The organism is Nonomuraea ferruginea (genome assembly GCF_039540635.1).
In the GTDB taxonomy this organism is placed as follows: domain Bacteria; phylum Actinomycetota; class Actinomycetes; order Streptosporangiales; family Streptosporangiaceae; genus Nonomuraea; species Nonomuraea ferruginea.
Genome location: NZ_BAABFD010000011.1, coordinates 213,118 through 237,531, shown reverse-complemented (window position 1 = coordinate 237,531; position 24,414 = coordinate 213,118). Strand labels below are relative to the sequence as shown.

At 73.4% G+C, this 24,414-nt stretch carries 16 protein-coding genes; 8 read left to right on the top strand and 8 right to left on the bottom strand.

The window, feature by feature from the left end; genetic code table 11:
- Positions 1 to 106 precede the first annotated feature (106 nt).
- Positions 107 to 1,129 (top strand): rod shape-determining protein, encoded by a 1,023-nt coding sequence (locus ABD999_RS21975; RefSeq protein WP_345482854.1) that lies wholly within the window; start codon positions 107 to 109, stop codon positions 1,127 to 1,129.
- A gap of 6 nt (positions 1,130 to 1,135) precedes the next feature.
- On the opposite strand, the gene ABD999_RS21970 is transcribed toward ABD999_RS21975, so the two are convergent.
- Together ABD999_RS21970 and ABD999_RS21965 are read right to left on the bottom strand one after the other, a co-directional pair.
- Complete coding sequence (locus ABD999_RS21970; RefSeq protein ID WP_271280426.1) at positions 1,136 to 2,323, bottom strand: erythromycin esterase family protein; 1,188 nt, start codon at positions 2,321 to 2,323, stop codon at positions 1,136 to 1,138.
- A 14-nt stretch (positions 2,324 to 2,337) separates the two neighbouring features.
- Positions 2,338 to 2,523 carry a hypothetical protein gene (locus ABD999_RS21965; protein WP_222708829.1) on the bottom strand — a complete coding sequence of 62 codons (186 nt, stop codon included), beginning with the start codon at positions 2,521 to 2,523 and terminating at the stop codon, positions 2,338 to 2,340.
- A gap of 170 nt (positions 2,524 to 2,693) precedes the next feature.
- Here ABD999_RS21965 and ABD999_RS21960 point away from each other — a divergent pair, with 170 nt between their 5' ends.
- On the top strand, positions 2,694 to 3,509 hold the full coding sequence (locus ABD999_RS21960; RefSeq protein ID WP_271280427.1) for an SAM-dependent methyltransferase: 816 nt from the start codon (positions 2,694 to 2,696) through the stop codon (positions 3,507 to 3,509).
- On the opposite strand, the gene ABD999_RS21955 is transcribed toward ABD999_RS21960, so the two are convergent.
- From ABD999_RS21955 to ABD999_RS21930, 6 genes are read right to left on the bottom strand one after another with little or no spacing between them, the layout of a single operon-like run.
- Positions 3,506 to 4,087, bottom strand: a complete 582-nt coding sequence (locus tag ABD999_RS21955) for a DJ-1/PfpI family protein (protein WP_271280428.1) — start codon at positions 4,085 to 4,087, stop codon at positions 3,506 to 3,508. The genes ABD999_RS21960 and ABD999_RS21955 overlap by 4 nt on opposite strands.
- Positions 4,087 to 5,040 (bottom strand): GlxA family transcriptional regulator, encoded by a 954-nt coding sequence (locus ABD999_RS21950; protein WP_271280430.1) that lies wholly within the window; start codon positions 5,038 to 5,040, stop codon positions 4,087 to 4,089. The genes ABD999_RS21955 and ABD999_RS21950 overlap by 1 nt, the downstream gene beginning before the upstream one ends.
- 57 nt (positions 5,041 to 5,097) lie before the next feature.
- On the bottom strand, positions 5,098 to 6,042 hold the full coding sequence (locus ABD999_RS21945; protein WP_148029608.1) for a hypothetical protein: 945 nt from the start codon (positions 6,040 to 6,042) through the stop codon (positions 5,098 to 5,100).
- The gene (locus ABD999_RS21940; RefSeq protein ID WP_345482853.1) at positions 6,039 to 8,858 is read right to left on the bottom strand and encodes an AAA family ATPase; all 2,820 of its coding nucleotides are present in this window, start codon (positions 8,856 to 8,858) and stop codon (positions 6,039 to 6,041) included. The genes ABD999_RS21945 and ABD999_RS21940 overlap by 4 nt, the downstream gene beginning before the upstream one ends.
- Positions 8,858 to 9,997, bottom strand: coding sequence for an exonuclease SbcCD subunit D (locus ABD999_RS21935; protein ID WP_271275373.1), 1,140 nt, complete (start codon positions 9,995 to 9,997; stop codon positions 8,858 to 8,860). The genes ABD999_RS21940 and ABD999_RS21935 overlap by 1 nt, the downstream gene beginning before the upstream one ends.
- Before the next feature lie 11 nt (positions 9,998 to 10,008).
- Positions 10,009 to 11,739, bottom strand: coding sequence for an ATP-binding protein (locus ABD999_RS21930; RefSeq protein WP_271275374.1), 1,731 nt, complete (start codon positions 11,737 to 11,739; stop codon positions 10,009 to 10,011).
- A 157-nt stretch (positions 11,740 to 11,896) separates the two neighbouring features.
- Between ABD999_RS21930 and ABD999_RS21925 the strand changes: the two genes are divergently transcribed.
- From ABD999_RS21925 to ABD999_RS21900, 6 genes are all read left to right on the top strand, one after another.
- On the top strand, positions 11,897 to 12,748 hold the full coding sequence (locus tag ABD999_RS21925) for an alpha/beta fold hydrolase (RefSeq protein ID WP_271275375.1): 852 nt from the start codon (positions 11,897 to 11,899) through the stop codon (positions 12,746 to 12,748).
- A 32-nt stretch (positions 12,749 to 12,780) separates the two neighbouring features.
- Positions 12,781 to 13,668, top strand: coding sequence for an SseB family protein (locus ABD999_RS21920; RefSeq protein WP_148029604.1), 888 nt, complete (start codon positions 12,781 to 12,783; stop codon positions 13,666 to 13,668).
- Complete coding sequence (locus ABD999_RS21915) at positions 13,665 to 14,072, top strand: hypothetical protein (protein ID WP_271275376.1); 408 nt, start codon at positions 13,665 to 13,667, stop codon at positions 14,070 to 14,072. Before ABD999_RS21920 ends, ABD999_RS21915 begins: the two co-directional genes overlap by 4 nt.
- A gap of 90 nt (positions 14,073 to 14,162) precedes the next feature.
- On the top strand, positions 14,163 to 14,561 hold the full coding sequence (locus ABD999_RS21910) for a YbaB/EbfC family nucleoid-associated protein (protein WP_261808343.1): 399 nt from the start codon (positions 14,163 to 14,165) through the stop codon (positions 14,559 to 14,561).
- Complete coding sequence (locus ABD999_RS21905) at positions 14,558 to 14,899, top strand: hypothetical protein (protein WP_271275377.1); 342 nt, start codon at positions 14,558 to 14,560, stop codon at positions 14,897 to 14,899. The genes ABD999_RS21910 and ABD999_RS21905 overlap by 4 nt, the downstream gene beginning before the upstream one ends.
- 10 nt (positions 14,900 to 14,909) lie before the next feature.
- Positions 14,910 to 24,383: a WXG100-like domain-containing protein gene (locus ABD999_RS21900; protein ID WP_271275378.1), complete on the top strand. Its 9,474-nt coding sequence runs from the start codon at positions 14,910 to 14,912 to the stop codon at positions 24,381 to 24,383.
- Positions 24,384 to 24,414 lie beyond the last annotated feature (31 nt).

Below are 24,414 nucleotides of genomic sequence, written 5' to 3'. Positions count from 1 at the left end.
GCATAACCGGGATCATCGGCGGGACGCGCGCCGGCGACTTGGTGTTGCCTTGACCCGATCGAGGAAACACCACGGACATGCAGCTCTACCCCCCGGAGCCGCGGCGGTGAGCCCGCTCGCGTTCCTCGGCCGGGATCTCGCGATCGATCTCGGCACGGCCACCACCCAGATCTACGCCCCCGGCCTGGGCGTCGTGCTCAACGAGCCGTCGATGGCGGCGGCCTGCGCGGCCACGGGCCGCACGCTCTTCGGCGCGGACGCGTACGCGGCGTGCTCGCCCTCCAGCGGGGCGGGCATGCGGGCGGTACGGCACGACGACGGGATCGCCCGCTGGCCGGTGCGCGAGGGCGGCGAGCTCGCCGGGCGGCTGGTCAAGCACTTCCTGAGCAAGGTGCACGGGCACCCGTACGCCCGGCCGCGGCTGGTGATGGCGCTGCCCGACGGCGCCCCGCCCATCCTGAGCTCGGCCGTGCGCGACCTGGCCTACGAGGCGGACGCCAGGCGGGTGTACCTCGTGGAGCACGCCGTCGCGGTGGCGCTCGGCGCCGGGCTGCCGGTGACGGAGCCGGCCGGGCGCATGATCGTCGACATCGGCCCTCACCTGACCAGGATCGCGATCCTCGCCTGCGGCGCCGTCGTCGCCGCGGGGACCGTCCACGCCGGCGGCGACGCCGTGAACGCGGCGATCGCCACCCTGGTCGCCCGTGAGCACGGGCTGCTGGTCGGCGAGGCGGAGGCGGAGGCGGCCAAGCTCCGCGCGGGCCCGTCCTGGAAGCCGCTGGACCGGCACGTGATCGTCCGCGGCCTCGACCCGGAGTCGCGGCGCGAGCGGGTGGCGTGGCTGCCCGTCCAGCAGTTGTACGAGGTCACCCGGGCGCCGGCCGACGCCATCGCCCGCGCGGCGGCGACGGCCCTGGAGCGCTGCCCCGCCGAGCTCGCCGCCGACGTCGCCGCGCACGGGGCGGTGCTGACCGGCGGCGGCGCGCTGCTGCGCGGCCTGGCCAGACGCCTGCGCGCCGCCATGGGCGTGCCGGTGCGGCGCGCGGACCGGCCCGTCGAGTCGATGGCACTCGGCCTCGGCCGCTACGCCGACCGCCTGGGCGCCATCGGCCCCCGGCCCCCGCTGTGACAACCCTTACAGCGGGGTCGAACAGGTGCCGTGCGCGATGTAGGCGAGCCCGTCGAAGGCGGCGCCGAGCACGGCCGGGGTGAAGGTCAGCTTGTACGAGAAGCGCCCGGCCGTGGCGCCGTAACCGCGCACGTACTGCTGCTCGCCCAGCCACCGGGTCACCGCCTCGGGCCTGGGCCCGAGGCGCAGGTCGACGACGTGATCGCGGGGGCAGGCGGCAGCCAGCAGGGATTCGGCCACGTCGGGCCTGCCGGCGGCGGGCACCCGGTGGCGCACCGGCGGCCGCCGCACGTCGGGCCTGCCGAACCGGAGCCGCCTGGCCCGGAACTCACCCTGTCCGAACAGCAGGCCGAGCGCGTAGTAACCGGCGCCGTGACGCTGACGCAGATGATCTCCCATGACCGGAGCACCGAGGCGCGCGTAGTGGCCGGCGGCCACGTGACCGTTGTGGGCCCAGACGGCGACCTTCGCCGCCGGGTCCTCCAGCAGCCGGTCGACGTTGTCGGCCATGAACTGGTCGCGGGCCGCCCCGGCGGTGCGCGCCCCGTCGGCGTCGCGCATCGGCCGCGTGACCAGTGTCGCGAACTGCCGCACGGTCCTGGCGTGCGCCTCTCCCGGCCCGCCGGCGCCCACCTCGTCGGCCAGCCCGCGGGCGGCCGCCTCGATCGCCGGGTCGAGCGGCTCCCCCACTCCCAGGCGCGTCTCCCCCAGCACCGCCAGCGGCCCGAGCAGCTCGCCTGCCCGCTCACCCAGGTGATCGCGGAGCCACCGCAGCGACGCTGCGGGGAACTGCGGGTCGATCCCGGCGAAGCGCGCCTTCGGCTCGGCGGTGCGGTTGTGCTCGCGCATCCACTCCACCACGGCCAGCATCTCCCGCGTCCGCCACGTCCAGAACCCGAGGTCGGCCAGCAGCCGCTCCGGCTCCCCCGCCCCGCCCAGGACGTAGGCGTCCAGGGCCTCGGACGCCGACACGCTGGCCTCCATCGCCAGCACGGTGAACCCCAGCTCCTCCACGAGGAACCGCAGCAGCCGGTGCTTGAGCAGGAAGAACTCCCGCGTGCCGTGGGTCGCCTCCCCCAGCCCCACCACCCTGACACCGTCGAGGACCTGTCGCAGCGGCTCCAGGCCGGCGACCGGCCCGCGCGGGTCGAGCCCGTCGAGCGGGACGGCCCTGGACGCGAGCCAGCCGGTCACCTCGGCCGCTCCCGTCACGACCTGTCTCGGAGACTGGCCAGGGCGAGCACCAGGCCGAGCACGCCCAGCGCGACGCTCACCACCGTCAGCGTCGCGCCGTCGAGCCAGAGATGCAGCAGCCCGAAGTCGCGGTCGAAGAACTGGCGGGCCACGAACCCGCCGAACCCCTGGATCATGAGAATGACTCCGATGAACCCCATGCGGGCAACGCTGGCACCCCCGGCGGGCCCGCCGCATCGGACCAAAGTATCGCCCGCATCAGCCCTTGGCCCATACCGCCCAGCCGGATCACCTCTTTCTAGAGGATAAAGATCCGTTCGTCACGAAAAAGCACTACATTTGCGGCAGAGGCTACGTGGAAGGCGAGGACATGGCGCAGCTTCCGGGGCAGATCGACCCCAACGTGCCCAGTGTGGCCCGCATGTACGACTACTACCTGGGCGGCAAGGACAACTTCCCCGCCGACCGGGAGGCCGCGGAGCAAGTCATCGAGCTCGCCCGCCAGACCGGTTCCGACATCCGCGAGGTGGCCCTGGCCAACAGGGGATTCCTCATCCGGAGCGTGCGGCACCTGGCCCAGTCCGGCATCCGGCAGTTCCTGGACATCGGGACGGGCCTGCCGACGCAGGACAACGTCCACCAGGTCGCGCAGCGGGTCGCCGCGGACTCGAAGATCGTGTACGTGGACAACGACCCGATCGTGCTCGCCCACGCCCGCGCCCTGCTGGCCGACAACGCCGAGACGATCATCGTCCAGGGCGACCTGGCCGAGCCCGACGCCATCCTGGCCGCCGCCGAAGAGCATCTGGACTTCTCCCGGCCCGTGGCCGTGGTCGTGGCGGCCGTCTTCCACTTCTTCCACGACGACGACCAGGTGGCCAAGATCGTGGCGGCCCTCAGGCAGCCTCTGGTGTCCGGCAGCTATCTGGTGGTCTCGCACGGCTACATCGAGCCCGGAGAGAGCGAGGCCTCGAAGGTCGACGGGGTCCGCGGCGTCTACCAGCGCAGCACCTCGGGCGGCCTCGCCTGGCGCGGCAGGGAGGACCTGCTCGCCCTCTTCGAGGGTCTGGAGATCCTCCCTCCGGGTGTGGTGCCGGCCCAGAAGTGGCGCAACAACGACGACCCGTACCCGTGGCCTGGCCTGGTCAAGGGCGGCGTGCTCGGCGTCGTCGGCCGCGTCCCCTAGACCGGCGGGGCCGGGTCGTACTGGATGTAGTGGCGGGTCTCCTTGGCGCGCTCGGTGCCGGCCAGCCGGGCCACCAGGTGCAGCGCCATGTCGATGCCCGCCGACACTCCAGCGGCGGTGATGGTGTCGCCGTCGTCCACGAACCGGTAGCCGGGCCGTACCTCGATCGTCGGGTCCAGCTCGGTGAGGGTGCCGATGGCCGACCAGTGGGTGGTGGCGGGGCGGCCGGCGAGCAGGCCCGCGGCCGCGTACGCCAGCGACCCCGTGCACACGCTCGTCAGCAGCGGCACGGTGGCGCGCCGGTCGCGGAGCCAGGCCAGGTGCTCCTCGTCCTTGAGCAGCGGCCGGGTGCCGCGCCCGCCCGGGTGCAGCAGCACGTCCAGCGGCCCGACGTCGGCCATGCCGTGCTCGGCGACCAGCCCCAGACCCTTGGCGGCGCGGACCGGACCGGCCTCGCGGGCGAAGGCGACCACCTCGGCCTCGTCCGGGTGGGCGGCGGCCCAGGAGGCCAGCACCTCCCACGGGCCGACGGCGTCCAGCTCCTCGACGCCCTCGAACAGCAAGATCCCGATGCGCATCAGTGGCTCCTCGTCATGCGGAAGTGGCGGCGGTACTGCCCCGGGGTGACCCGCAGGCTCCGCCGGAAACAGCGGTGCAGGGTCTCGACCGTGCCGAACCCGCAGGCCCTGGCGACGGCGTCGAGCGTGTCGTCGGTGGTCTCCAGCAGGCGGCGGGCCGCCTCCAGCCGCACGGACTCGACGAAGGCGGCAGGCGTGCGGCCGGTCTCGGCGGTGAACACGCGGGTGAAGTTGCGCTCGCTCATGTCCGCCCGGCGGGCCAGCGCGGGCACGGTGAGGTCCTGGTCGGGGGAGGCGGTGATCCAGGCCAGCAGGTCGCGCAGCGGCTCGCGGGCCGGCCGCCGCGCTTCGAGCTGGGCGGAGAACTGCGCCTGCCCGCCGGGCCGCTGGACGAACATCACCAGGTGGCGGGCGATCCGCCGCGTCTCGTCCGCCCCGAGGTCGTCCTCGACGAGCGCCAGCGCCAGGTCGATCCCGGCGGTCACGCCCGCCGAGGTCCACACGTTGCCGTCCTGGACGAACAGCGCGTCCGGATCGACGACGACGGACGGGTGCCGCGCGGCCAGCCGGTCGCACGACGACCAGTGGGTGACGGCCCGCCGCCCGTCCAGCAGCCCGGCCTCGGCCAGCAGGAACGCCCCGGTGCACACCGACGCCACCCGCCTGGACCGCCCGGCCGCCTCCCGCAGCCAGCCGATCAGCCGCGCGTCGGCGCACGCCTCGGGCGTGCCGCGCCCGCCCACGACGACGAGCGTGTCGATGGCGCCGTCGCAACCGGCGACGGTCGCGGTGGGCGCCACGGCCAGCCCGCCCGACGCGGGGACCGGCCCCTCCGCCACCGCGACGGTCTCGATCGCGTACGGTCCGGCCTGGTGGAACACCTCGTGCGGCCCGGTCAGATCCAGGATCTGGAACCCGGGAAAGATGACGAAGACGACGCGCACGTCTTTTATGCTCCAGGGCCGCCCGTCATGGCGGCAAGGACAGGAAAGTGACGATTTCCGCCAAGATCAACTACGTGCGGCCGTGCGCAGCGCCCGGTAGAGCAGCCGGGAGTCGCCCAGGTGGTGGCGCAGGAGCTTCTCCAGGCCGCCGATCGGCACCAGGTTCTGCGGGGCGCGCGGATCCTTGTAGTCGACGCCGGCCAGCGGCGGCAGGGCCAGCGTCACCGCGTCGGCCAGCGCCGCCGCCTCCGCGGGGTCCAGCTCGGCGCTCGCCTCGCAGCGCACGATGCCCGCCCACGGGGTGACCGCGTGCACGGGCAGCCGCACGTACCAGGCGTGCCGCCGCCAGCTCGTGCCCATGAGGAACACCGGCGTGCGCTGACCTGGCGCCAGCGAGGCCACCACCGCCGACTGGGCGGGCGGCAGGTAGGCGATGTGGTGGGTCTTGATGTAACCGATCGTGCGCGGCAGATGCCCGCGCCCGCGCAGCGGCCCGTCGACCAGCAGCAGGTCGTCGGCCATCCCGCGGTGGCGGACCGACAGCTCCACCTCCAGCTGGGTGACCTGCCGCTGCAGCGCCAGCGACAGCTCCTCCGCCGTCGAGTCGGCCGCCCTGCCGGGGCGGTAGGTGGCGTGCGCGGTCTTCACCTCGGGCGTGTACGGGGAGGCGCTGATGAGCGCGCGGTGCACCTCGATGTCCGCCAGGTCGGCGCCGTCGGGACCGCACCGGACGATCCCGGCGGCGTACGAGGCCGCGATCCCCGGCACCGGCATGGCCGTGTCGGGGTCGTCCACCCACACCCGGGCGTCGATCCGGCGCACCCCGTCGGCGACCAGCAGCGTCTCGGGGGCTCGGGCGTCGGGGCCGGGGGTGACGGGCTTCCAGTCGCCGGACGGCCGCTCGATGTCGAGCACCAGCTCGGCGCTCGTGGCGCCCAGCTCGGAGAACGCCTCGGCGGCCAGCGCCGCCGCGTAACCGGGGTCCCAGGGATCGACGGAGAACGCCGTCACGGCCCCACCTTCCGCACGTGCGAGCCCTTGGTGTCGCGGCGGACCTCGAACCGCACCGGCACCCGTTCGGCCAGCGCGGGGACGTGGGTGACGACGCCGACCATGCGCTCCTGCCCGGCGGCGAGCCGTTCGAGGGTGGTGGCGACCGTGTCGAGGGTGGCCGGGTCGAGTGTGCCGAACCCCTCGTCGAGGAAGATCGAGTCGAGGCCGCGCGCGACCGCGTCGGACAGCGCCAGCGCCAGCGCGAGCGCCGCCTGGAAGGTCTCGCCGCCGGACAGCGTGCGGGCGCTGCGCCGCATCCCGGCCTCGGCGTGGTCGATGACCTCGATCTCGGTACGGTCGCTCAGCGCGAGCTCGTACTGGCCGTCGGACAGCTCACGCAGCAGGCCGGAGGCGGTGGTGACGAGCACGGCGAGGGCCTCGGCGCACAGCCAGCGCTCGAAGGCGTTGGCGCGCAGCCGCAGCGCCAGCTCGTGCGCGACCTTGGCGGCGTGCTCCTTCGCGGTGAGCTCCTCGGCCAGTTCGGCGGCGCGTTCGCGGGCCTCCCTGACCCGCTCCAGCCGGGACTCGACGCGGGCCACCTCGCCGGCGACGGCCGCGCCGAGCTGCTCGGGGGTGCCTTCGCCGGGCAGCGGGACCTCGTGCTCCCGCAGGCGCTCGGCGAGCCTGGCGCGTTCGCGGGAGAGGCCGGCGGTGGCGGCGGCGAGCTCCTCGTCGCGCTCGGCCAGCGCGGCGGTGGCGGCGCGGGCGGCCTCGTCGCGCCAGGCCAGCAGGTCGGTCCAGGCGCGGTGCAGGTCGTCGCGGGCCAGCGGGGGCGGCGGGTCGTCGTGCGAGCCGAGCGCGAGCAGCCGGTCGCGGGCCGTCTCCAGCGTCCGCCACGCGTCGGCGGCCCGCCGGTCGGCCCGCTCCGCCTCCGTCTGCGCCTGCCGCAGCCGGGAGCGGGCGGCCCTGACGGCGCTGCGGGCCTCGGCGGCCACCGCCTCCGCCTTGGCGATCGCGGCCAGTCTGCCCTCGACCGCCGCCCGGTCCACGGCCGGTGGCAGCGCGGCCAGCTCCGCCTCCAGCCTGGTCACCTGGGTGGCGTACATCCCCGCCGACGTCTCACCCTTCGCGTACGCGGTCCGCGCCCGCTCGGCCTCCTTCCGCGCGGCGGCCAGCGCCCCCTCCGCCGCCCTGATCTCCGCGGCCCCAGGCGCCCGCACCACCACCCGGGACGCCCCGGCGCCCGCGTGGGCATGCACAGCCGCACCCGCGCGGCTCCCCGCACCCGCGTGGCTCCCCGCACCGGCGTGGCCCCCGGCACCGGCGCGGCTCCCCGCACCGGTGTGGCTCCCCGCACCGGTGTGGCTCCCCGCACCGGTGTGGCTCCCCGCATCGGCGTGGCCCCCCGCATCGGCGTGGCCCCCCGCATCGGCGTGGCCCCCCGCATCGGCGTGGCCCCCGGCACCGGCGTGGCCCCCGGCACCGGCGCGGCTCTCCGCACCCGCGCGGCTCTCCGCATCGGCGTGGCCCCCTGTACGGGGATCTTCCGCGCCGGCGGTGGTCGCGGCGGGGGTTCCCGAGGCGGCGGAGCCCGTCGGGGCGGTCGGCCGCGGGGGTGTGTTCTCTCCAGGGGTGGGGCGGAGGCAGACGGGGCAGGGGTCGCCGGGGGTGAGGCGGGAGGCCAGGTCGGCGGCGGCGTGGGCGTCGCGCAGCCGGTCGCGGCGCCGATCGGCCTCGGCCATGGCGCTTTCGGCTTCCTGGAGCGCGGACCTCAGCGACTCCAGGGACTCCGCCGCGGAACGGGCCTGGGCACGGGCAGACTCCATCTGGGCGGTGAGCCGGTCGCGGGAGTCGAGCGCGGTCAGCGCGGCCTGGGGACGCTCCCGGCCGCCCAGCGCGGCCAGCGCCTCGTCCGCCTCGTGCTCGTCTGCCTCCAGCGTGGCGACCTCGTCGAGGAGGGACGTCACCGCCTCCGCGGCGGCCCGCCGGGCCGACGAGAGCGTCGCCACCCCGTCGGGCATGCGCGGCGCGGCCAGGGCCGCCTGCCGCTCGGCCACGGCGGCGCGCTCGCGGGTGGCGCGGCGGATCTCGGACTCGCGGGCACGCAACAGGTCGAGGTCGGCGTCGAGGGTCGCGGCCAGCCGCCGCAGCGCGGAGAGCCGCCCGTCCAGCTGCTCCTCCAGCTCGGCCGTCGCCCCCGACAGCTTGCCCAGCTCGTCGCGGGCCAGGGAGGCGGAGGTCCTGGCCGTCTCCTCCTCGCGCACCGCCCGCTGCCTGATCGCCTCGTACACGTCGGCGTCGAGCAGCTGCACCAGCAGGTCCTGCCGCTCGCGCGGCGCGGCGTGCAGGAACTCGGCGAAGCGCCCCTGCGGCAGCACGACGCACTGGGTGAAGAAGCGGTATTCGAGCCCGGTCACCCGCTGCACCTCGGCCGTGACGTGCTCGCCCTCGGCGAGCGGCCTGACCACGGCCTCCCACGCCTCGCCCAGCGGCACCCCGCCGGCCAGCTCGTCGATGCGCGCCTCTTTGGTGCGGACCGTGCCCTTGCCGTCGCGGACGAGCGCGCGGACCACCCCGTAGCGGCGGCCGTCGCTCTCGAACAGCAGCGCCACCTTCCCCGCCGCGACGGACGGGGCCAGCGCGTGGGCGATGACGTTCTCCCTGCCCCAGCGCGGGACGGTGCCGTAGAGCGCGAAGCAGAGCGCGTCGATGATCGTGCTCTTGCCGGCCCCGGTCGGCCCCGTCAGCGCGAAGTAGTCGACGTCGGAGAAGTCGACGTCCACCGGGTCGCGGAAGCTGCCGAAGTGGTCGAGTCGCAGCAGCAGCGGGCGCATCAGCCGGTCACCTCGTCGTACAGCCGGTCGAAAAGCGTGGCCACCTGTTCGTCGGCGCGGCCGGTCGCGGCCAGGTATTCGCGGAACAGCTCGCGCGGGCTGCGGGCGGGCGAGCGCGACTCCCGTACGGCGGCGACGGGGCGGAAGCGCTCGTCCAGGGTCACGTCGATCGCGCCCGGCAGCAGCTCGCGCACCTGGTCGGCGAGGCCGACGCGAGGTTTCTCCTCGACGACCACCCGGAGCCAGTCGTCGCCCTGCTCCAGGGACTCCAGCCGGTCGAGCGTGCCGCGCACGGTGCGCAGCCTGCGCGGCGAGCGGAACACGACCTCCTCCACGACGGCGGGCCGGCCGGGCGCGACGTCCACCAGCAGGGCGCCGGGCAGGTTGCCCTCCTCGCCGAAGTCGACCGCGATGGGCGAGCCGCTGTACCAGATGGGGCACGGGCCGGGCAGCTGCTGGCGGCGGTGCAGGTGGCCGAGCGCGGCGTACTGGGTGGACGGCGGGAAGGCGGTGGGCTCGAAGTAGTACGAGAAGATCGACTGGGCCTCCCGTTCGCCACCGCCGAACCGGCCGCCGGGGAGCGTGCCGTGGGTGGTGATCAGGTTGACCGTGTCGTTCTCGAAACCCGCGGTGAGCGCGGCGATCAGCTCGGCGATGCGGGCGGCGTAGTCGCGGTTGTGCTCGGCGGCGGTGCCGGCCAGCACCTCAGCGGCACGCACCACGTAGCGGTGTGACAGGAAGGGCAGCACGGCGAGCCGGACCGGCTCGCCGGTGCGGGCGGTGAAGGAGAGCGTGCCGCCCTGGTCGGGGCGGCGGAACGCGCCCACCACGTGCAGGCCCAACTTGCCGAGCAGCGGCCGGTAGACCTCGAACAGCTGCGGGTTGTCGTGGTTGCCCGCCAGCACCACGACGTCGCGGCCGCCCTCGCGCAGCGCCATCAGCGCCGGCAGCACGAGCTGCTGGGCCTCGGTGGTGGGCGCGGAGGTGTCGAACAGGTCGCCGGCCACGATCACCAGGTCGACGTCCCGCTCGCGGGCGGTGGCGACCAGCTCGCGCAGCACCTCGCGGTGCTCGTCGAGGCGGGAGCGCCCCTTGAGCACCTTGCCCACGTGCCAGTCGGCGGTGTGCAGGATCTTCACGAGTCGACCTCTCAGAAGGGCGGGATGTCGTCTTCGACGCCGGGCAGCCCCTGGAACGGATCGGCCGACGCCTCGGCGGGGGCGAGCGCCTCGGACGGGCGGGTGGCCCAGGCGGGGAACGGGAAGGCGACGACCAGCGGCACCGGGATCTCGGGCTGGGCCACGAACATGGTGCCGGGCCTGGCGATGGTGGCCCGGTCGCGGACGGCCGGGGGCAGCCAGCCGTACTCGGATCTGGCGGCCTCGGCGGTGTCGAGCCGGCCCGCGACGCGCACGGCGCTGTTGGCGACGATGCGGCGCTCCACCTCGGAGGCGGTCTGCTGGGCGCCGATGAGGATCACGCCGAGGCTGCGCCCGCGCTCGGCCACGTCGAGCAGGATCTCCTTGATCGGCGAGTCGCCTTCGCGCGGCGCGTACTTGTTGAGCTCGTCGAGCACCACGAACAGCAGCGGCTTGGCGGTGCCCGAGGACTCCTTGCGGTGGAACTCGCCGCGCAGCACCACGCCGACCACGAACCGCTGCGCCCGCTCGGGCAGGTTGTGCAGGTCGACGATCGTCACCTGGGCGCTGGAGGTGCTGACCGAGTGGTTGCGGTAGAACGGCAGGTCGCCGCGGATGATCGGCGACAGCGCGCGGACGGCGCTCCTGAGCCGGCGCAGGAAGGCGTTGACGGTGCCGAGCGGGGTCTGCGCGCCGGTCCACTGAGGGCGGCTGCCCTCGTCCTGGAGCTGGTCGGACAGCAGCTCGACCAGGTCGGAGAAGGTGCGGCAGGAGGTGCCCTGGATCATCACGGCGCCGCCGTCGCCGACCGGCTCCGCCCACGCCTTGAGCCGGGCCGCCACCTGACCGACCAGCAGCGAGTAGCCGGCCCGCTCGTCGTCGGCGTCGGCGAACGCGAAGCGCAGCAGCTCGTCCTGGCAGAACTCGACGAGCGTCCAGTAGAAGGAGCTGACGCCGTGGGTGCGGGCGGAGACGTGGGGGACGCCGTTGGGGTCGCCGGGCCGGGGCGGCGCGAACACGTGGACGCTGCCGAACGGCTTGGCCGGCAGCCCGAGCCGGCCGTAGACGGCCTTGGCCGGCTCGTCGAGGCGGACGTTGTCCTGGTCGAGGAAGAGCAGGTCCTCGCCCTTGACCGAGAAGATCAGCGCCTTGGTGTTGGCCGCCTCGCCGCCCAGCACCCCCGAGTTGAAGATCGAGTAGAGCAGGAAGGTGGCGAACGAGGTCTTGGTGGCGACGCCGGAGACGCCGGAGATCGACACGTGGGCGCCGCGGGTGCCGTCGAGGAAGTCGAAGTTGACGTAGAGCGGCTGCCCGTCGCGGCCCACGCCGAGCGGCACCCGGCGCTCCATCACGTCGAAGTAGAGCGCCTGGTCGCGGTCGCCCGCCCCGGCGAGATAGACCGTGGCCCCGGGCAGCGGCGGCACGAACACCTCGGGCTCGACCCGGGTGACCCGCACCTCGGCCACCTCGACCACCGCCGCGGGCAGCGCCCCTTCGGCGATCAGGAACACGTCGGAGTCGTACGCCGCGCCTTCGTGACGCGCCTCCACGGCCGTCACCACGCCGGCCATCACCAGCGGCCCGTGGCCGGGCACCTCGCGCTTGGTCACCACCACGTCGTCGAGCTGCACCACCTTGCCCGGCTCCAGCCCGATCCAGAACGACAGCGGCGAGGCGGCCTGTGTGCCCAGCACCCGGCCGACCGCCCCCGCGGCCACGGAGGCCACATCGACGCTCGTCATCCCGTTGACCGTCACGAAGCCCTCCACCCCCATCAACGCCTCCAAGCAGGGTAATGGGCCAGGGTGACAGAAGTCCCCCGTCAAGGAGCACGCGACCGATGACTTCGCCGCCTCTCGTGGGTCTACATTCCAGGATGACTGGGAAGGAAGCGACGACATGACCCACACCCTTGAGGTGCCCGGCGCGACTCTCGCCTACGACGTGCACCAGGCCGAGGCGGACGACGCGCCGATCCTGCTGATGATCGGATGCCCGATGGACGCCACCGGGTTCACCGCCCTGGCCGGGCGGTTCCGGGACCGTACGGTGGTGACCTACGACCCGCGCGGGATCGGGCGCAGCGAGCGGGACGGCGACGGCGAGTCGACGCCCGAGCAGCACGCCGACGACGTGCACCGGCTGATCCGCGCGGTCGGCGGCGGGCCCGTGGACGTCTTCGCCAGCAGCGGGGGCGCCGTGAACGCGCTGGCGCTGGTGGCCCGGCACCCCGAGCGGGTGCGCACGCTCGTGGCGCACGAGCCGCCGGCCGCGCAGGCCCTGCCGGACCGGGAGCGGGCGCTGGCCTCGGTGGTGGACATCTGCCGGACGTACGATCGCGACGGTTTCGGCGCGGCGATGGCGAAGTTCATCGCGGTCTCCAGCCTGCGGGGCGAGGTTCCCGCCGGCTTCGCCGACCTGCCCGTGCAGAAGCCGGAGGAGCTCGGGTTCCCGGCGGAGGACGACGGCTCCCGCGACGACCCGATGTTCGCCCAGAATCTCATGACCTGCACGCATTACGAGCACGACTTCGAGGCGCTGCGCGCGGCGCCGACCCGGATCGTCATCGGCGTCGGCGCCGAGTCGGAAGGGGAGCTGGCGCACCGCGCGGGCGTGGCGGTCGCCGCGCGGCTCGGCACGGAGCCCGTCGTCTTCCCCAGCCACCACGGCGGATTCCTGGACGGCCAGTTCGGCATGGCGGGCGACCCCGACGGCTTCGCCGCCACGCTCCGCCGGGTCCTGTCCGCATAAGGAGGGCCGACGAACCGGGCAGACTGGGCAGAGTGACGTCGATCGATCATCAACCGGCCACGCCGTTCGAGGAGCGGCTGTGGGCCGCTCATCAGGACGGGCAGACGGCCCTGTGCCTGAGCCTGCTCCGCGACGCCGACCTGGCGCTGCCGATCACCGCCGGCGCGGCGGCCGGGACCGAGGCTCCGGCCTGGGCGACGGCCGCCGACGCCGAACGGACGTGGGTGCTGGCGTTCACCTCGGTGGCGGCGATGCGGCTGGCCACCGGCGGCGTGGCCGCGCACTGCCGGATCGCGTCGCCGGTCGAGCTGGCGGCCGGCTGGCCCGACCCGCGGTGGGGCCTGGCGGTCAATCCGGGGCTGCCCGCCTCCTTCCTGCTGGAGTCGGGCACGCTGGCCAGGCTGGCGGTGCCCACGCTGGCCCAGGACCTGCTGATCGCCCCCGGTTCCGGGGTCCCGGCGGTGCAGAAGCTGCTCTCCCCTGGCGGCGTGCACGACCTGCTCACCGGAGGCGAGCCGAGGATCTCCGGATACTGCCACCACGCGCTGGACGTCTCGCACATCGCGACGCCCGCGGTGCTCGCCGAGGCCCTGGGGCAGCCCGACATGCTGACCTCCGACGGCTCGCTCAACATCCTGCGCTGGCGCCCCGCCGGCCTCGGCCTCTACCGCACCCCGTACGGCGGGACCGACGAGGAGCGCAGGGCCGCGGTGGCCGGATGGGTGGTCGAGGAGCCGCCGTTCACCGGGCTGGGCCTGGCGCCGAACGTGGACCAGGTCATCCGCGAGTACAAGGTGTACGGGGTGATCCTGCCGCACGGCGCGGAGATCTGGGAGCTCACCGAGGCCGGGACCGAGCACCGGCGCGCTCTTTACCACGGCGACCTGCGGCGATGGCTGCTGATCGGGGCGCGGACGTGACAAGCCCTGCTCACTACCGTGCCCGCTGGCGAGGCGCCGACTACGTGGCCAGCCCCGAGCCGCACCCCCTCGAACTGTGGGTGCGGCTGCGCAGCCCCGATCCGGCGGACGGCTTCGAGGAGGTCGAGCCCGGCTGTCACGTGCGCACGGTGCCCGTGGCGGAGTGCGAGGCCCTGGACTTCGTGACGACGGTGTGCCACTGGCGGGGCGAGCGGTTCGACGTGCGCGACGAGCGTGACGGGCTGCTGCTGCTCGAGTATCTGGGCGGGTCCGCGCTCACCGGGCGGGAGCTGGGGCTGGAACGGATCGAGCGCGGCGTGTACCGCCTCTGGGTGCCCCGTGAAGAGGTGAACGATCCGCAGGAGCACGCCGTACCACTCAATGGGGAAGATTCACCACTTTGATGCACCTCTTGCCTTCTGATGTTCATGTGACGGAAACTGATCAGTAATACGGGTGTGTGATCAGATTCGCCGGGGATGGGGGAGGTGTCCGTGGAGTCCCTCCCTGACGTGGCGGCGATGCGCGCGTACGCCGACGAACTGCGCGACATGTTCCGCCAGATCCAGGACGCGAGCCTGGAGTTGCACGCGAAGGCGCGAGAGGTCCAGGTCACCGAGAAGTCGCGCGACGGCCTGGTGTCGGTGACGGTCGGGGCGCGCGGGGAGCTGGTCAGGCTCGATCTCGACCCGCGCATCTACCGGCGTCCCGACGCGCGGCACCTGGCCGACACGATCACCGAGACGACGCGGCGGGCGGTGGCCAGGGCCAGGGAACGCGTCACCGAGATCTTCGAGCCGGTGATCCCCCGCGCGGAGTTCGAGGCGCACCTCGACGGTGACCTCGAAGCCGCCATGAACCGGCTCGCCGACCGGATGGAGGGCCGGACGTGAGACTCTGGGACGGTACGGAGATCATGAAGCCGACCGTGGACCGCGGGCTGACCCAGTGGGACACAATGGCCGGGGACCTCGACGAGAAACTGTCCGACCGGGTCGCCAAGGTCAAGGCGGCCCTCGCCGCCGCGCCGTGGGGCACCGGCGCCGAGGGCGTGGCGTTCTGGAACGCCCACTTCCAGGGCAACGGCCCGAATCTCCTGCTCGACCAGTGCGCGCAGCTGTGTCAGGAGATCTCCGGCGAGCCGGGCAGGGTGCGCGCCGCCGTCGGCAACACCCTGCAGGTGAACACCGCCATGGAAGAGGATCTCTCCGCGATGATGCGGCAGGTCTGAGAGCTCCGGCGTGGCGGTCAACGGCGGCCCGACCAATCCCACCGCACCGGGCGGCGGTGGGCAGCCGAGCGTGTCGGCCCTGGTCACCATCAACAGCGACGTCCAGCCCGTGTGGGAGACCGAGGCACTGCCCGACTGGGTGGTCAACTGGCTGATCCCCATGCTGTCGGCCGGGCAGAAGTGGCCGGAGGCCAGCGAGAGCGGGCTGTCGAAGCTGGCTCACGCGTACGGTGACCTCGGCACGACCGCCGTCGGCAGCACGCAGGACGCGGGCACGGCCGCCCGCACGGTCGCCACCGGCTGGAACTCGCCCTCCACCGCGGAGTTCGTCTCCAGGGCCCAGGTCCTGTACGGCAACGAGGGCGGGCTCGCCGGGGTGTCGGCGAACGCACACGCGTACGGGCAGCAGGCCAACAACTTCGCCGTCGAGACCCAGTACTCGAAGCTCTCCATCAACGTCGCCTTCTGGGTGACGGTCGTGGCCATCGCCATCGCCCTCGTCGCCGCGTTCTTCAGCGCCGGGTCCACCACCGCCATCATCGGGCCGTACGCGGCGGCGGCCCGCGCGGCCATCAGCCGCATCCTCGTCAGGCTGGCCACCGTGGGCGGCCGGTCGCTGACCGCGTCCCGGCTGGCCAGGGTGACCACGCTCAGCGGCGCCACCGGCCGGGGCGTCATCGCCAGGCTGCTGGCCACCTCGCTCGGCCGGGAGCTCGTCGAGGAGATCGGCGAGGAGTTCTTCATCGACGCCGTCGCCCAGTACCAGCAGATCCGGATGGGCACCCGGCAGGAGTGGGACTGGAAGAAGTCCCAGGCCGCGGTCATCGGCGCGGGTGCGGGCGCGGTCATCGGCACCCGGCTGTCCGGGCCGGTGTCCCGGGTGACCGGCTCGGTGCCCGGCTTCGCGGGGCGCGCGCTGACCACCGGCGCGACGAACATGATCGCCTCCCCGGTCGGCAGTTTCTTCGCCAACGGCGCCGTCTACGGCCAGTGGCAGAACCCGTTCACGGCCGAATCCATGATGGGCGGGTTCCTCGGCGGCGCCGGGCGTGCGGGGTCGATCAGCCCGTTCAATCCCGACGTCTACTCCGCGCTGGCCAACCCGGTGTCCACGCTGGCCTCCGCGTACGACTCCGCCGCGCGCACCGACGCCGCCCGTTCCCCGGGTGGCGACCCTCCGGGCCCGGCGGCGGGGAACCCGTCGAACGGCACGCCCGACCCCGACGGGGCTCCGGGTTCCGCCCGTACGGCCGAGCCCGCGCGCGCCGGCGCCCCGGCGGCCAACGGCGGTACCACTAGGCCGGCCGGCAACCCCGACACCGGGCGCCCGGACACCGACCCGGCCACGCAGCGGCGCGCCTCCGCCCCGGCGGAGCCCGGCGACCGGAACCAGCCGGACGCGCGTACCGACCGCACCGCCAGAACCACCGCCACCAGCGATACGACCCCGGGGCAGGACAGCACGGCGGAACCCACGGGCGAGTCGGCCCCCACCGCGACGCCCGACGCCCAGCCCCAGGGCGAGCCCGCGCGAACCGCCGACCCGACCGCGCAGAACCCCAGCGGGACCACGCAGAACCCCGGAGAGGCGACGCAGAACCCCGGGGACACCAGCCAGACCACCCAAAATCCTGGAGAAACCAGCCAGACAGCCCAGAATCCCGGCGAGCCCGCCCAGAACCCCGAGAACCCCGCCGACCAGACCGCGCAGGGCGACGTCCGTGCGGACGGGATGCCCACCACCGAAGGCACGCCCGACACCACGACGCCGCGGGCCCCGGAAGACACCACGGTCACCGCCGACGGCGCGACCACCACGCCCGCGAACCCGGCCCAGGCGGCAGGCCCCGCCCCCACCGCCACCACCGGCCAGGACCCCGCCGCGGGCGCGTACACGAGCAAGCCCGGCACCGTCACGTCGAGACCCATCCCCGGCACCCGGTACGTGACCGACGGCCGCCAGGGCCCCGACCTGACCCTCGCCGAGGTGCGGGCGGCCACCGACGAGCTGCTCACCAAGTACTTCCTCGACGGGACCGTGACCGGCCTCACCTGGTCGCAGGACGGCACGACGCTGGCGGTGCACACCACCGACGGCACCCACTACTTCCGCCCCGTCGTGGACCGGAGAAGCAAACGCGACGAGATGGCCCGGACCAGGGTCAGGAACGACTCCGACGAGAACCGCCCCCACAAGGTCAGCTTCAACCCGCGCGTCGCCGGCGATCAGCTGTCCAGGGTCTGGCTGCACGAGATCACCGACACGCTGCAGCGGCTGCGCGCCGACCGGCTGCCGGTCCTCCGTCGCCCCGATCCCGAGCAGGCCAGGCGGGACGCGTGCGTGGACGCCCGGCTCAACGAGATGGCGATGCTGGCCGACAAGTGGGACAACGCTCCGACGATGCCGGAGAAGCGGCTGCTCGCCCTCGACATCGACGGCGTGGCCCGCGCGCTGCGCGACAGTAAGCACACCCCGCCCCTACCGCCGTGGGCGCCCAAACAGGGCACCCGGCGGCAGCACACGCCGCCGCTGCCGGAGGGACGACCGTCCGCCGAGGAGGTCGCGTCCATCATCGACACGCTGACCAAGGCCGAGCAGGATCTCCAGGTCCAGGTCACGGCGTTGCGGGCCAGCGCCGCCGAGGAGCGCGAGCAGGCGCTCAACTCCACCCAGGAAGCCCGGAAGGCGCTGCGGCAGCATGACTCGGGCCGGTTCGAACGAGCCAGGGCGGCGCGTAAGGAGCACGTGCTGCACCGGGCCGCGCAACGCCGGCACCTCCGCATCGCCAAGGCGTACGAGAGTGCTCTGACCCGGGCCACCGAGTCCAGGCAGTCGTACGAGCAGCTCCTGTCGGCGTTGCAGCAGGCGCCCAGGCCCAACCATCGCGGAGAGCCGGGCCCGGCCAAGAGCGCCCGGCGGATCGAAGCCTTGGCCCGGCGGCGCCACCTGAGCTACCTCAACACGATGACCATGGCGTTGCCGCAGCAGGCCGCCCTGGGCACCGCCATGCCGGCGGGCACGCTCGCCCACCTGACCGCCCTCACCACCACGGTCAACGAGCTCCTGGAACGCAACGGGGCGAGGCACCGGTTCACCCCGGACGAGCTGGAACGCGCCGTGCGGGCGGACTTCCACCGGATCGTCTCCCCCGACGGCCTGGTGCTGCGCCTGGGCCACGGCTCCACGGCGGCGGAGATCCGGCTCAAGCTCACGCTCTCCGACCTCTTCGAGGTGCTCGACTCCGGCGTCAAGGCGTCGGAGATGATGGTCGGCCTGTTCTTCCAGGCGGCCCGTACGGTCTCCGCGACCCAGTCGAGCAGCGGCGGCATGTCCGGCGGCTTCGACACCAGCGTGCTGGCGAAGCTCATGCCGGAGGGCGAGTGGTACCGGACGCTGACCCAGGTCCTGGGTGTCAGCATCGGGGGCGCCGGCGGGCGCGGCAACTCCACGACGGGTGGCGCCGGCATGTACGCGCAGGGGGGTTCCGTCGCCGACAACAGGAGCGAGTCCCTGCTCTTCGACGCCGCAGCCAGGTGGACCGTCGAGATCCGCACCGGGCGGGAGACCGCCTGGCGGGGCACCACCGTGGTGGACACCGGCGCACCCGGAGACCCGGGCTCGCAACGCCTGTGGATCTCGCACTCCTACGCCGACCAGCGGCCGAGCAAGCTGGTCCGGATCCCCGAGCATCAGCGCGACCCGAAGCTCCCCAACCTCGTGGTCAGCGAGATGACCGGTCTGGAGGACGCGTTCGACGCGATCGCGCAGGAACTCGGCGGCGACTACGCCAAGATCGGCGAGGTCTCCCGCGGGAATCTGCACGGTTTCGTCACCAGCGAGCTGCCCCACCGGTTGCGGGACGCGGTCAACACGGGGATCGAGCGCGTCTTCACCGTCGACGGCCGGCCGCACGCGCGGGTGCGCGCCGAGAGCAGGATCGTGCTGGTGACCGCCGAGCCACTGGGCGGCGCGACCTCCGAGGAGTGGGAGGAAGAGGTCCTCGTCGACTTCGTCTCCGCTCCCGGCGGGGTGTCGTCCAACAGGTCGCTCGGCGGAGATCTCTCGGCCGGGCTCCGGATCAACGCGCTGGAGGACGTCGACGGTCCAGGCGATTACGGCCCCACCATCGGGCCGAAGGTCAAGGGCGCCGTGGGCGGGTCGCGATCGTACTCGTCGACGGGCAACAAGCAGACGATCCACCCGGGCGTGCACAGGAAGACCAAGCGCAAGCAGGCCCACCAGTTCGCGGTGGAGACCACGTTCACCGTGGAGCGGTTCGGCAAGCCCCCGATCACGCTGCCCACGACGCGCAGCATGGTGACCGCGAGCATGCGGGAGTCGGCCGCCTACCGCTTCGGGCTGCCCGTCGACCGTCATGCGCTGAAGTACCGGAACGGCGAACCGGTCACCGACGCGGACGGGAACGCGGTGTTGCGGGGCGACCCGGATCCGGATCCCCCGCCTGGGCGCAAGGCCGAGCTGCCCTCGTTCCTCGGCGACGGTCCCGGGCAGATGCGCGGCGCGGGACCCGCCCTCGTCCAGGACATCGAGGGGCTGGACGCGTTCCGGCAGAAGGTGCTGGACCAGCTCGCCGAGCGCGGCCTCGTCCCGAAGACGGTCAACGGCAAGCCGAAGTACGCCTTCGGGGAACTCGCGCGTGCCGCCCAGATCCTCAACCTGCAGGAGGTCACCGAGCAGCTGTCCGAGCACCGGATCAGGAGCGCGTACGACTCGCTCGCGCAGGACGGCATCGTCTTCGACCTGGTGCAGCTGGGCGTCAACAGCGCACCCGAGCACTTCTCGCTGAAGATCTCCTTGAAGCAGGACTTCGCCGGCGGAGTGACCTACGTCGGCCACACGGACTCCGAGACGGTGGTCAATCTCGAGATCAGCTCCGACACCTCGGCCTGGGCCGCCGGCCGGTCCAGGAACGGCGGCGGCGGCCTGTCCGTCGGCGTGAGCGACGGTCCCCCGGAGGGACATGACGGGACGACGCACGAGGTCGCCGGCAAGTACGACTACCAGAACACTCTGACGATCGGCTCCAGCTCCGGCAACACGGACAACGAGGTGCTGCTCCACGAGACCAAGGGCCCTGTCTCGATCTTCCTGCTGGAAGGCGACCTGACGGCCGAGCTCCTGCACGGCAAGAAGTCGACGGTGCTGGCGTCCGATGAGATCACCGCCAAGCTGCTGTTCGCCGCCGACCTCCTGCCACCGGACACCGCGACGCCGCCCGCCCCGCTCGGCAAGGTGTCCGCGGAGGCCCAGGCCAAGATGAAGCTGCTGTATCTGGACGTGCCCGGCAGGATGGACGCGGCGCGCGAGGTGCTGCCCCGGGCGACGCGCAGGAGCTCCCCGGCGTTCCAGAAGATCTTCTCGATGCTCAACGTGCGCAACCTGATCTCGCACGTCAAGCTTCTGACCCGGCCCATCGTCACCGACACCGTCGTCCGCGCCGACGGGATTCCGCTGCGGTCGTCGCTGTCGGTGTCGGGGGAACTGGGCGAGTCCGAGGTCGTGGCGGTGGTCGACCAGGTGAGCGGCGACATCCTCTTCGGGCTCGGCAGCGCCGGCGTGTCCTGGGGCGGGTCGTCCGGCCACACCATCGGCGGCTCGGGAAAGCTCGGCGACCTCGACGACGCCGGGCAGACCGGCGACAGCGCCACGCTCGGCGCGCCCGCCCGCTTCCGTGGCAGTTCCACGTCGGCCTCGGTCCTCGACATCTGGGGCACGGAAGAGCTTCTGATCGAGTTCGGCCGCCAGTACATCATCAAGTCCTCGGTGGATCTCACGCTCACCGGCTCGGAGAGCGCCATGCCCGGGCTGCCGATCGCGGAGCAGATCGGGCTGGGCGGCACGAAGACCGCCGGCGCGGCGGGCACCGCGCTGTTCTCGATCCCCGAGTACGACGCGCTGGTCCTGTACTCGGCGGGCAAGCTGAACCTGCCGGCCCACCTGGTGAGCGACGCCATCGAGCGCCTGCTCAACGGCAGCCTGGACCTGGACGCCACGGTGGCCGTACCTCTCGCGCAGAAGTACCTGAAGGACGTCGCCCAGGCGCGGAACACCGGCCAGGACGTCGGCTACGCCGACCGGCACACGCCGGCCGCGCTGCTCGACAAGATGCACGAGCTGACCGGACTCGGCCCGGCCCCGGGCTCCCCGAGCAACGAAGCGGAGCAGCGGCTCCAGGACGTGCTGAGCGAGGCGGCCGACCTCATCGAGCGCTCCCGCAGCATCGTGGTGGCGCCGTCGTTCGAAGGGGCGACGGGCATGGGGCTGGTGGAGTCGGTCGTCATGACCGACGAGCAGGGCGAGGTGGTCCCCGCGGCCGACGCCGTGGTGGCCGCCATCCGGGCCCAGGCTCCCGACGTGCTGGCCCAGAGACCGAACATGCGGGACCAACTGGATACCGACTTCTCCGACAACGCCATCAGGATCCACATTGACGACGCGTGGTCGCCTCGTGGCTTCGAGAAGACCTACGGGCTGCATACGGACATCACGCAGACGAGGCCGGCCGAGGAACTGACGGTCAGGTACCGGCTGCTGCCCATGAACCCCGAGGGCCTCCGGCAGGCCGAGGCCCTCACGCACTCGTCACTCTCGGGGATCATCAAGCAGCACTACCTCTACAGCGAACACAACCGCTCACAGTCCCGGGCGGGTTCCCAAGCGGCCGGCCTGGATTACGGCGGCAGTGACCACGGCGACGGTCAGGGGGTCGGTCTCTCGTCCGACCGGGGCTATTCGTTCTCTCACTCCAACACCGAAACGGGCGTGCGGCTGAACCGGCTGGGCCTGTTCATCGGCAACGACCGAATCCGTCAGGGCATGATCGCCGTCGTCCAGGTCTCCCGGAACGCGGTGGGCGCCGAGCCGGTCTTCGGCCCGCCGGTCGTGCTCCCCGCCGCGGTCACCCGGCGCCTCCCGTCCGGCATGATCATGCCCGCCGACCAGGACCCGGGACCGGTCTCCACCGTGCGCGACCCCCGACTGGCCGAACTGCGGTCCGGACTCTTCCCGGAGGCGCTGTGGGAGGACCCGGTCAAGCCCGACCTGTTCCAGGTGATCAACCAGCAGCTGTCGAAGATGATCGGCGCCAAGGCCGTCCGGGAAAGCCGGGCGCAGCTGGTCAAGCGTCTGTCACGGTCGGCCCTGCTGCCCGCCTTCGAGCGGATGTCGGGACCGGTGGGCAACGTGATCCGGGTCGCCAGCATGCGGTTCAAGAACCAGGGCGCCCGCGTCACCATCCATGCCCGCACCTCGGACCTCACCGTTATCGCCGGACCCTTCGAGGCGGAGAAGGGCCAGGTCGACAGGAAGGCCGAGGCCCAGAACGTCTCGATCTCCCGCAGCCGGGTGCTGCCCGTCGGCGTGAGCGCCGGCGAGAGCGACGGCGACTCGGGCCTCAACGGCGGCGTGCGCGGCGGCGAGCAGGCGTCGGAGAGCGTGAACGACCATCACGGCGCCCGGCGCGAGCGCAGCAGCTTCGAGCAGGCCAAGCTGTTCATCGTCCGGCTCAGGGTGGACTACGACCTCACGTTCGAGAACGTCGCCCGGCGCCCGGACCAGGAGGAGCGTGCCGTCGGCGACCCCGTCCACATGACGGGCGCCGCGAGCGGCTGGGCGGACGTGGTCCTCACCCAGCAGGAGCTCGAGGAGATCATCTCCCGGATGGAGTCGAACGTACGGCTCGCTCCCGCCTCCGATCCGGGAACGAGGCCGTTCATGTTCGTCCCCGGCCCCGGCCGTCACGGGCTGATCCAGGTGGTGCAGGACGCTCGCCTCGCCGCCCGCGAGCGTGGCATCCCGGCACGTGTGCGGGTCCGGGACGCGGTGGGCATGCACGAGTACGTGGCGTCCCCCGACGGTTCGCTACGCAGCGCGAAGCCGGACGGCGGGTTCGCCGAGGCGTTCGCCACCCTGTCCCCCGCCCTGCTGGAGGCCGCCGACAACGTCCGCCTCGACCTGCGCGACGTGTTCATGAACTCCCCGGTGCCCGGCTCGTTCGTCCGGCAGGTCACCCACGCGCTGAACGAGCACGGCGTCTTCGCGGTGGACGTCGGGAAGCCGGTCTGGCCCGCCGACGTCCGTAAGTCGCACGCGCCGGTGGGCGGCAGCGTCGCCCAGGGCTGGTCCGGCGGCGGCGCGCCCTCTCCGGCCCTGGCGAACACGATCTTCGACAGGGCGGGGCGGCCCGACGGGGACCCGGATCTGGACCTGGCCGAGGTGCGTGCGCAGGACCTGTCCGCGGGCGACCTGGGCGGGGCCGCCGCGCACCTGTCCTGGACGTCCGGCGACCTGCTGACCGTCCAGTTCCCCGCCGCGCCCGACCAGCACGTCCGGGTGCTGATCGAGGATCCCGGCGCGGATCTCAACGGCGCCACCGAGGTGCGCGCGGGCACCCCCGAGGAGCCGCACCTGGTGCGCCTCTGGCAGCGGATCCACCCTGACGTGGTGTCGTCGGTCCTGGTGCACGAGCTCTCGCACGTCGCGCAGGCCGTCTCGGCGGCCGCGGCCGGTGCGCCGCAGGGCGTCATCAGACCGTCGCCGCAGGCTCACGAGGGCGACGACCTGTGCCTGGTCCCCCGCTTGGACGAGCACACCCACCTGGCGCGCAAGTGGCGTGCGGCCACCGACCCCGACACGCGTTCCGGCCTGGCCGACGCGATCGACGCCATCGCGGCCGACCTCGAACAGCGGGGCCACACACCACCGCCGCCCTGGGGCACCGGCTCGCGCACGGCCGCACCGGAGCAGCAGAGCAGGATCGCCAGGCTGCTCAACGGCGGCCCGGCCGTCGACCCGCTCGCGGCCGGGGGCCGGCCGGCCCTTCCGGAGGCGGCCGCCGCGGCCGCCGTCCAGCGCGCCGCCGCCCACCTGGGCGGTCGCGTCCACGCGCCCAGCCCCGGCGTCCTGGACATCCTGCTGCCCGGCCACCCGTCCGTCCGCGTCGAGGTGCGACCGGCCGCGGCCCCCTCCTCGGGGCAGCCCTCCGGACAGCACGTCGTCACGTACCAGGTGGACGGGAGGCTCACGATCGGGGCGAACGAGCGGGCCGCCGCCGCGACGACCGCGCGGGCGATCGCGCAGGCTCGCGGGCAGGCGGCGGCGGACCACGCGGCCCTGGCGGAGCTGAACGAGGCGGTCCGGCAGGTGCGGGCGGCCACCGCGGCGCAGCGGCCCGGCCGGCTGGGCACGCTGTTCGACCTGGTGTCCGCCACCCGCCCGGAGGTGTTGCGGCTCCTGTCCGCGCCGGTGGCCGCCGAGCTCGCCACGCTCGCGAACGGCGCCCGGCCCCGCGACTGGCCCGCACACCTGCAGCGGCTCCGGACACTCGCCAACGCCACCGGCTGGTACCCACCGGAGTGGGAGTGCCGCTGCCCGGAGGACGAGCCGTGCACCTGCGGCCGCGGCGCGGGAGCCCAGGCTCCGGCGGACGCACCCCGGGAGCCCGCCGGCGCGGTCCGGGCGTGATCGGGGTCGTGCATGATGGAAACCCCGGACG

Bases quoted from the DNA above. Each gene is read 5' to 3' on its own strand.
- ABD999_RS21965 (WP_222708829.1), bottom strand. From the start codon at position 2,523: ATGGGGTTCATCGGAGTCATTCTCATGATCCAGGGGTTCGGCGGGTTC.
- ABD999_RS21955 (WP_271280428.1), bottom strand. From the start codon at position 4,087: ATGCGCATCGGGATCTTGCTGTTCGAGGGCGTCGAGGAGCTGGACGCC.
- ABD999_RS21940 (WP_345482853.1), bottom strand. From the start codon at position 8,858: ATGCGCCCGCTGCTGCTGCGACTCGACCACTTCGGCAGCTTCCGCGAC.
- ABD999_RS21930 (WP_271275374.1), bottom strand. From the start codon at position 11,739: ATGACGAGCGTCGATGTGGCCTCCGTGGCCGCGGGGGCGGTCGGCCGG.
- ABD999_RS21925 (WP_271275375.1), top strand. From the start codon at position 11,897: ATGACCCACACCCTTGAGGTGCCCGGCGCGACTCTCGCCTACGACGTG.
- ABD999_RS21960 (WP_271280427.1), top strand. From the start codon at position 2,694: ATGGCGCAGCTTCCGGGGCAGATCGACCCCAACGTGCCCAGTGTGGCC.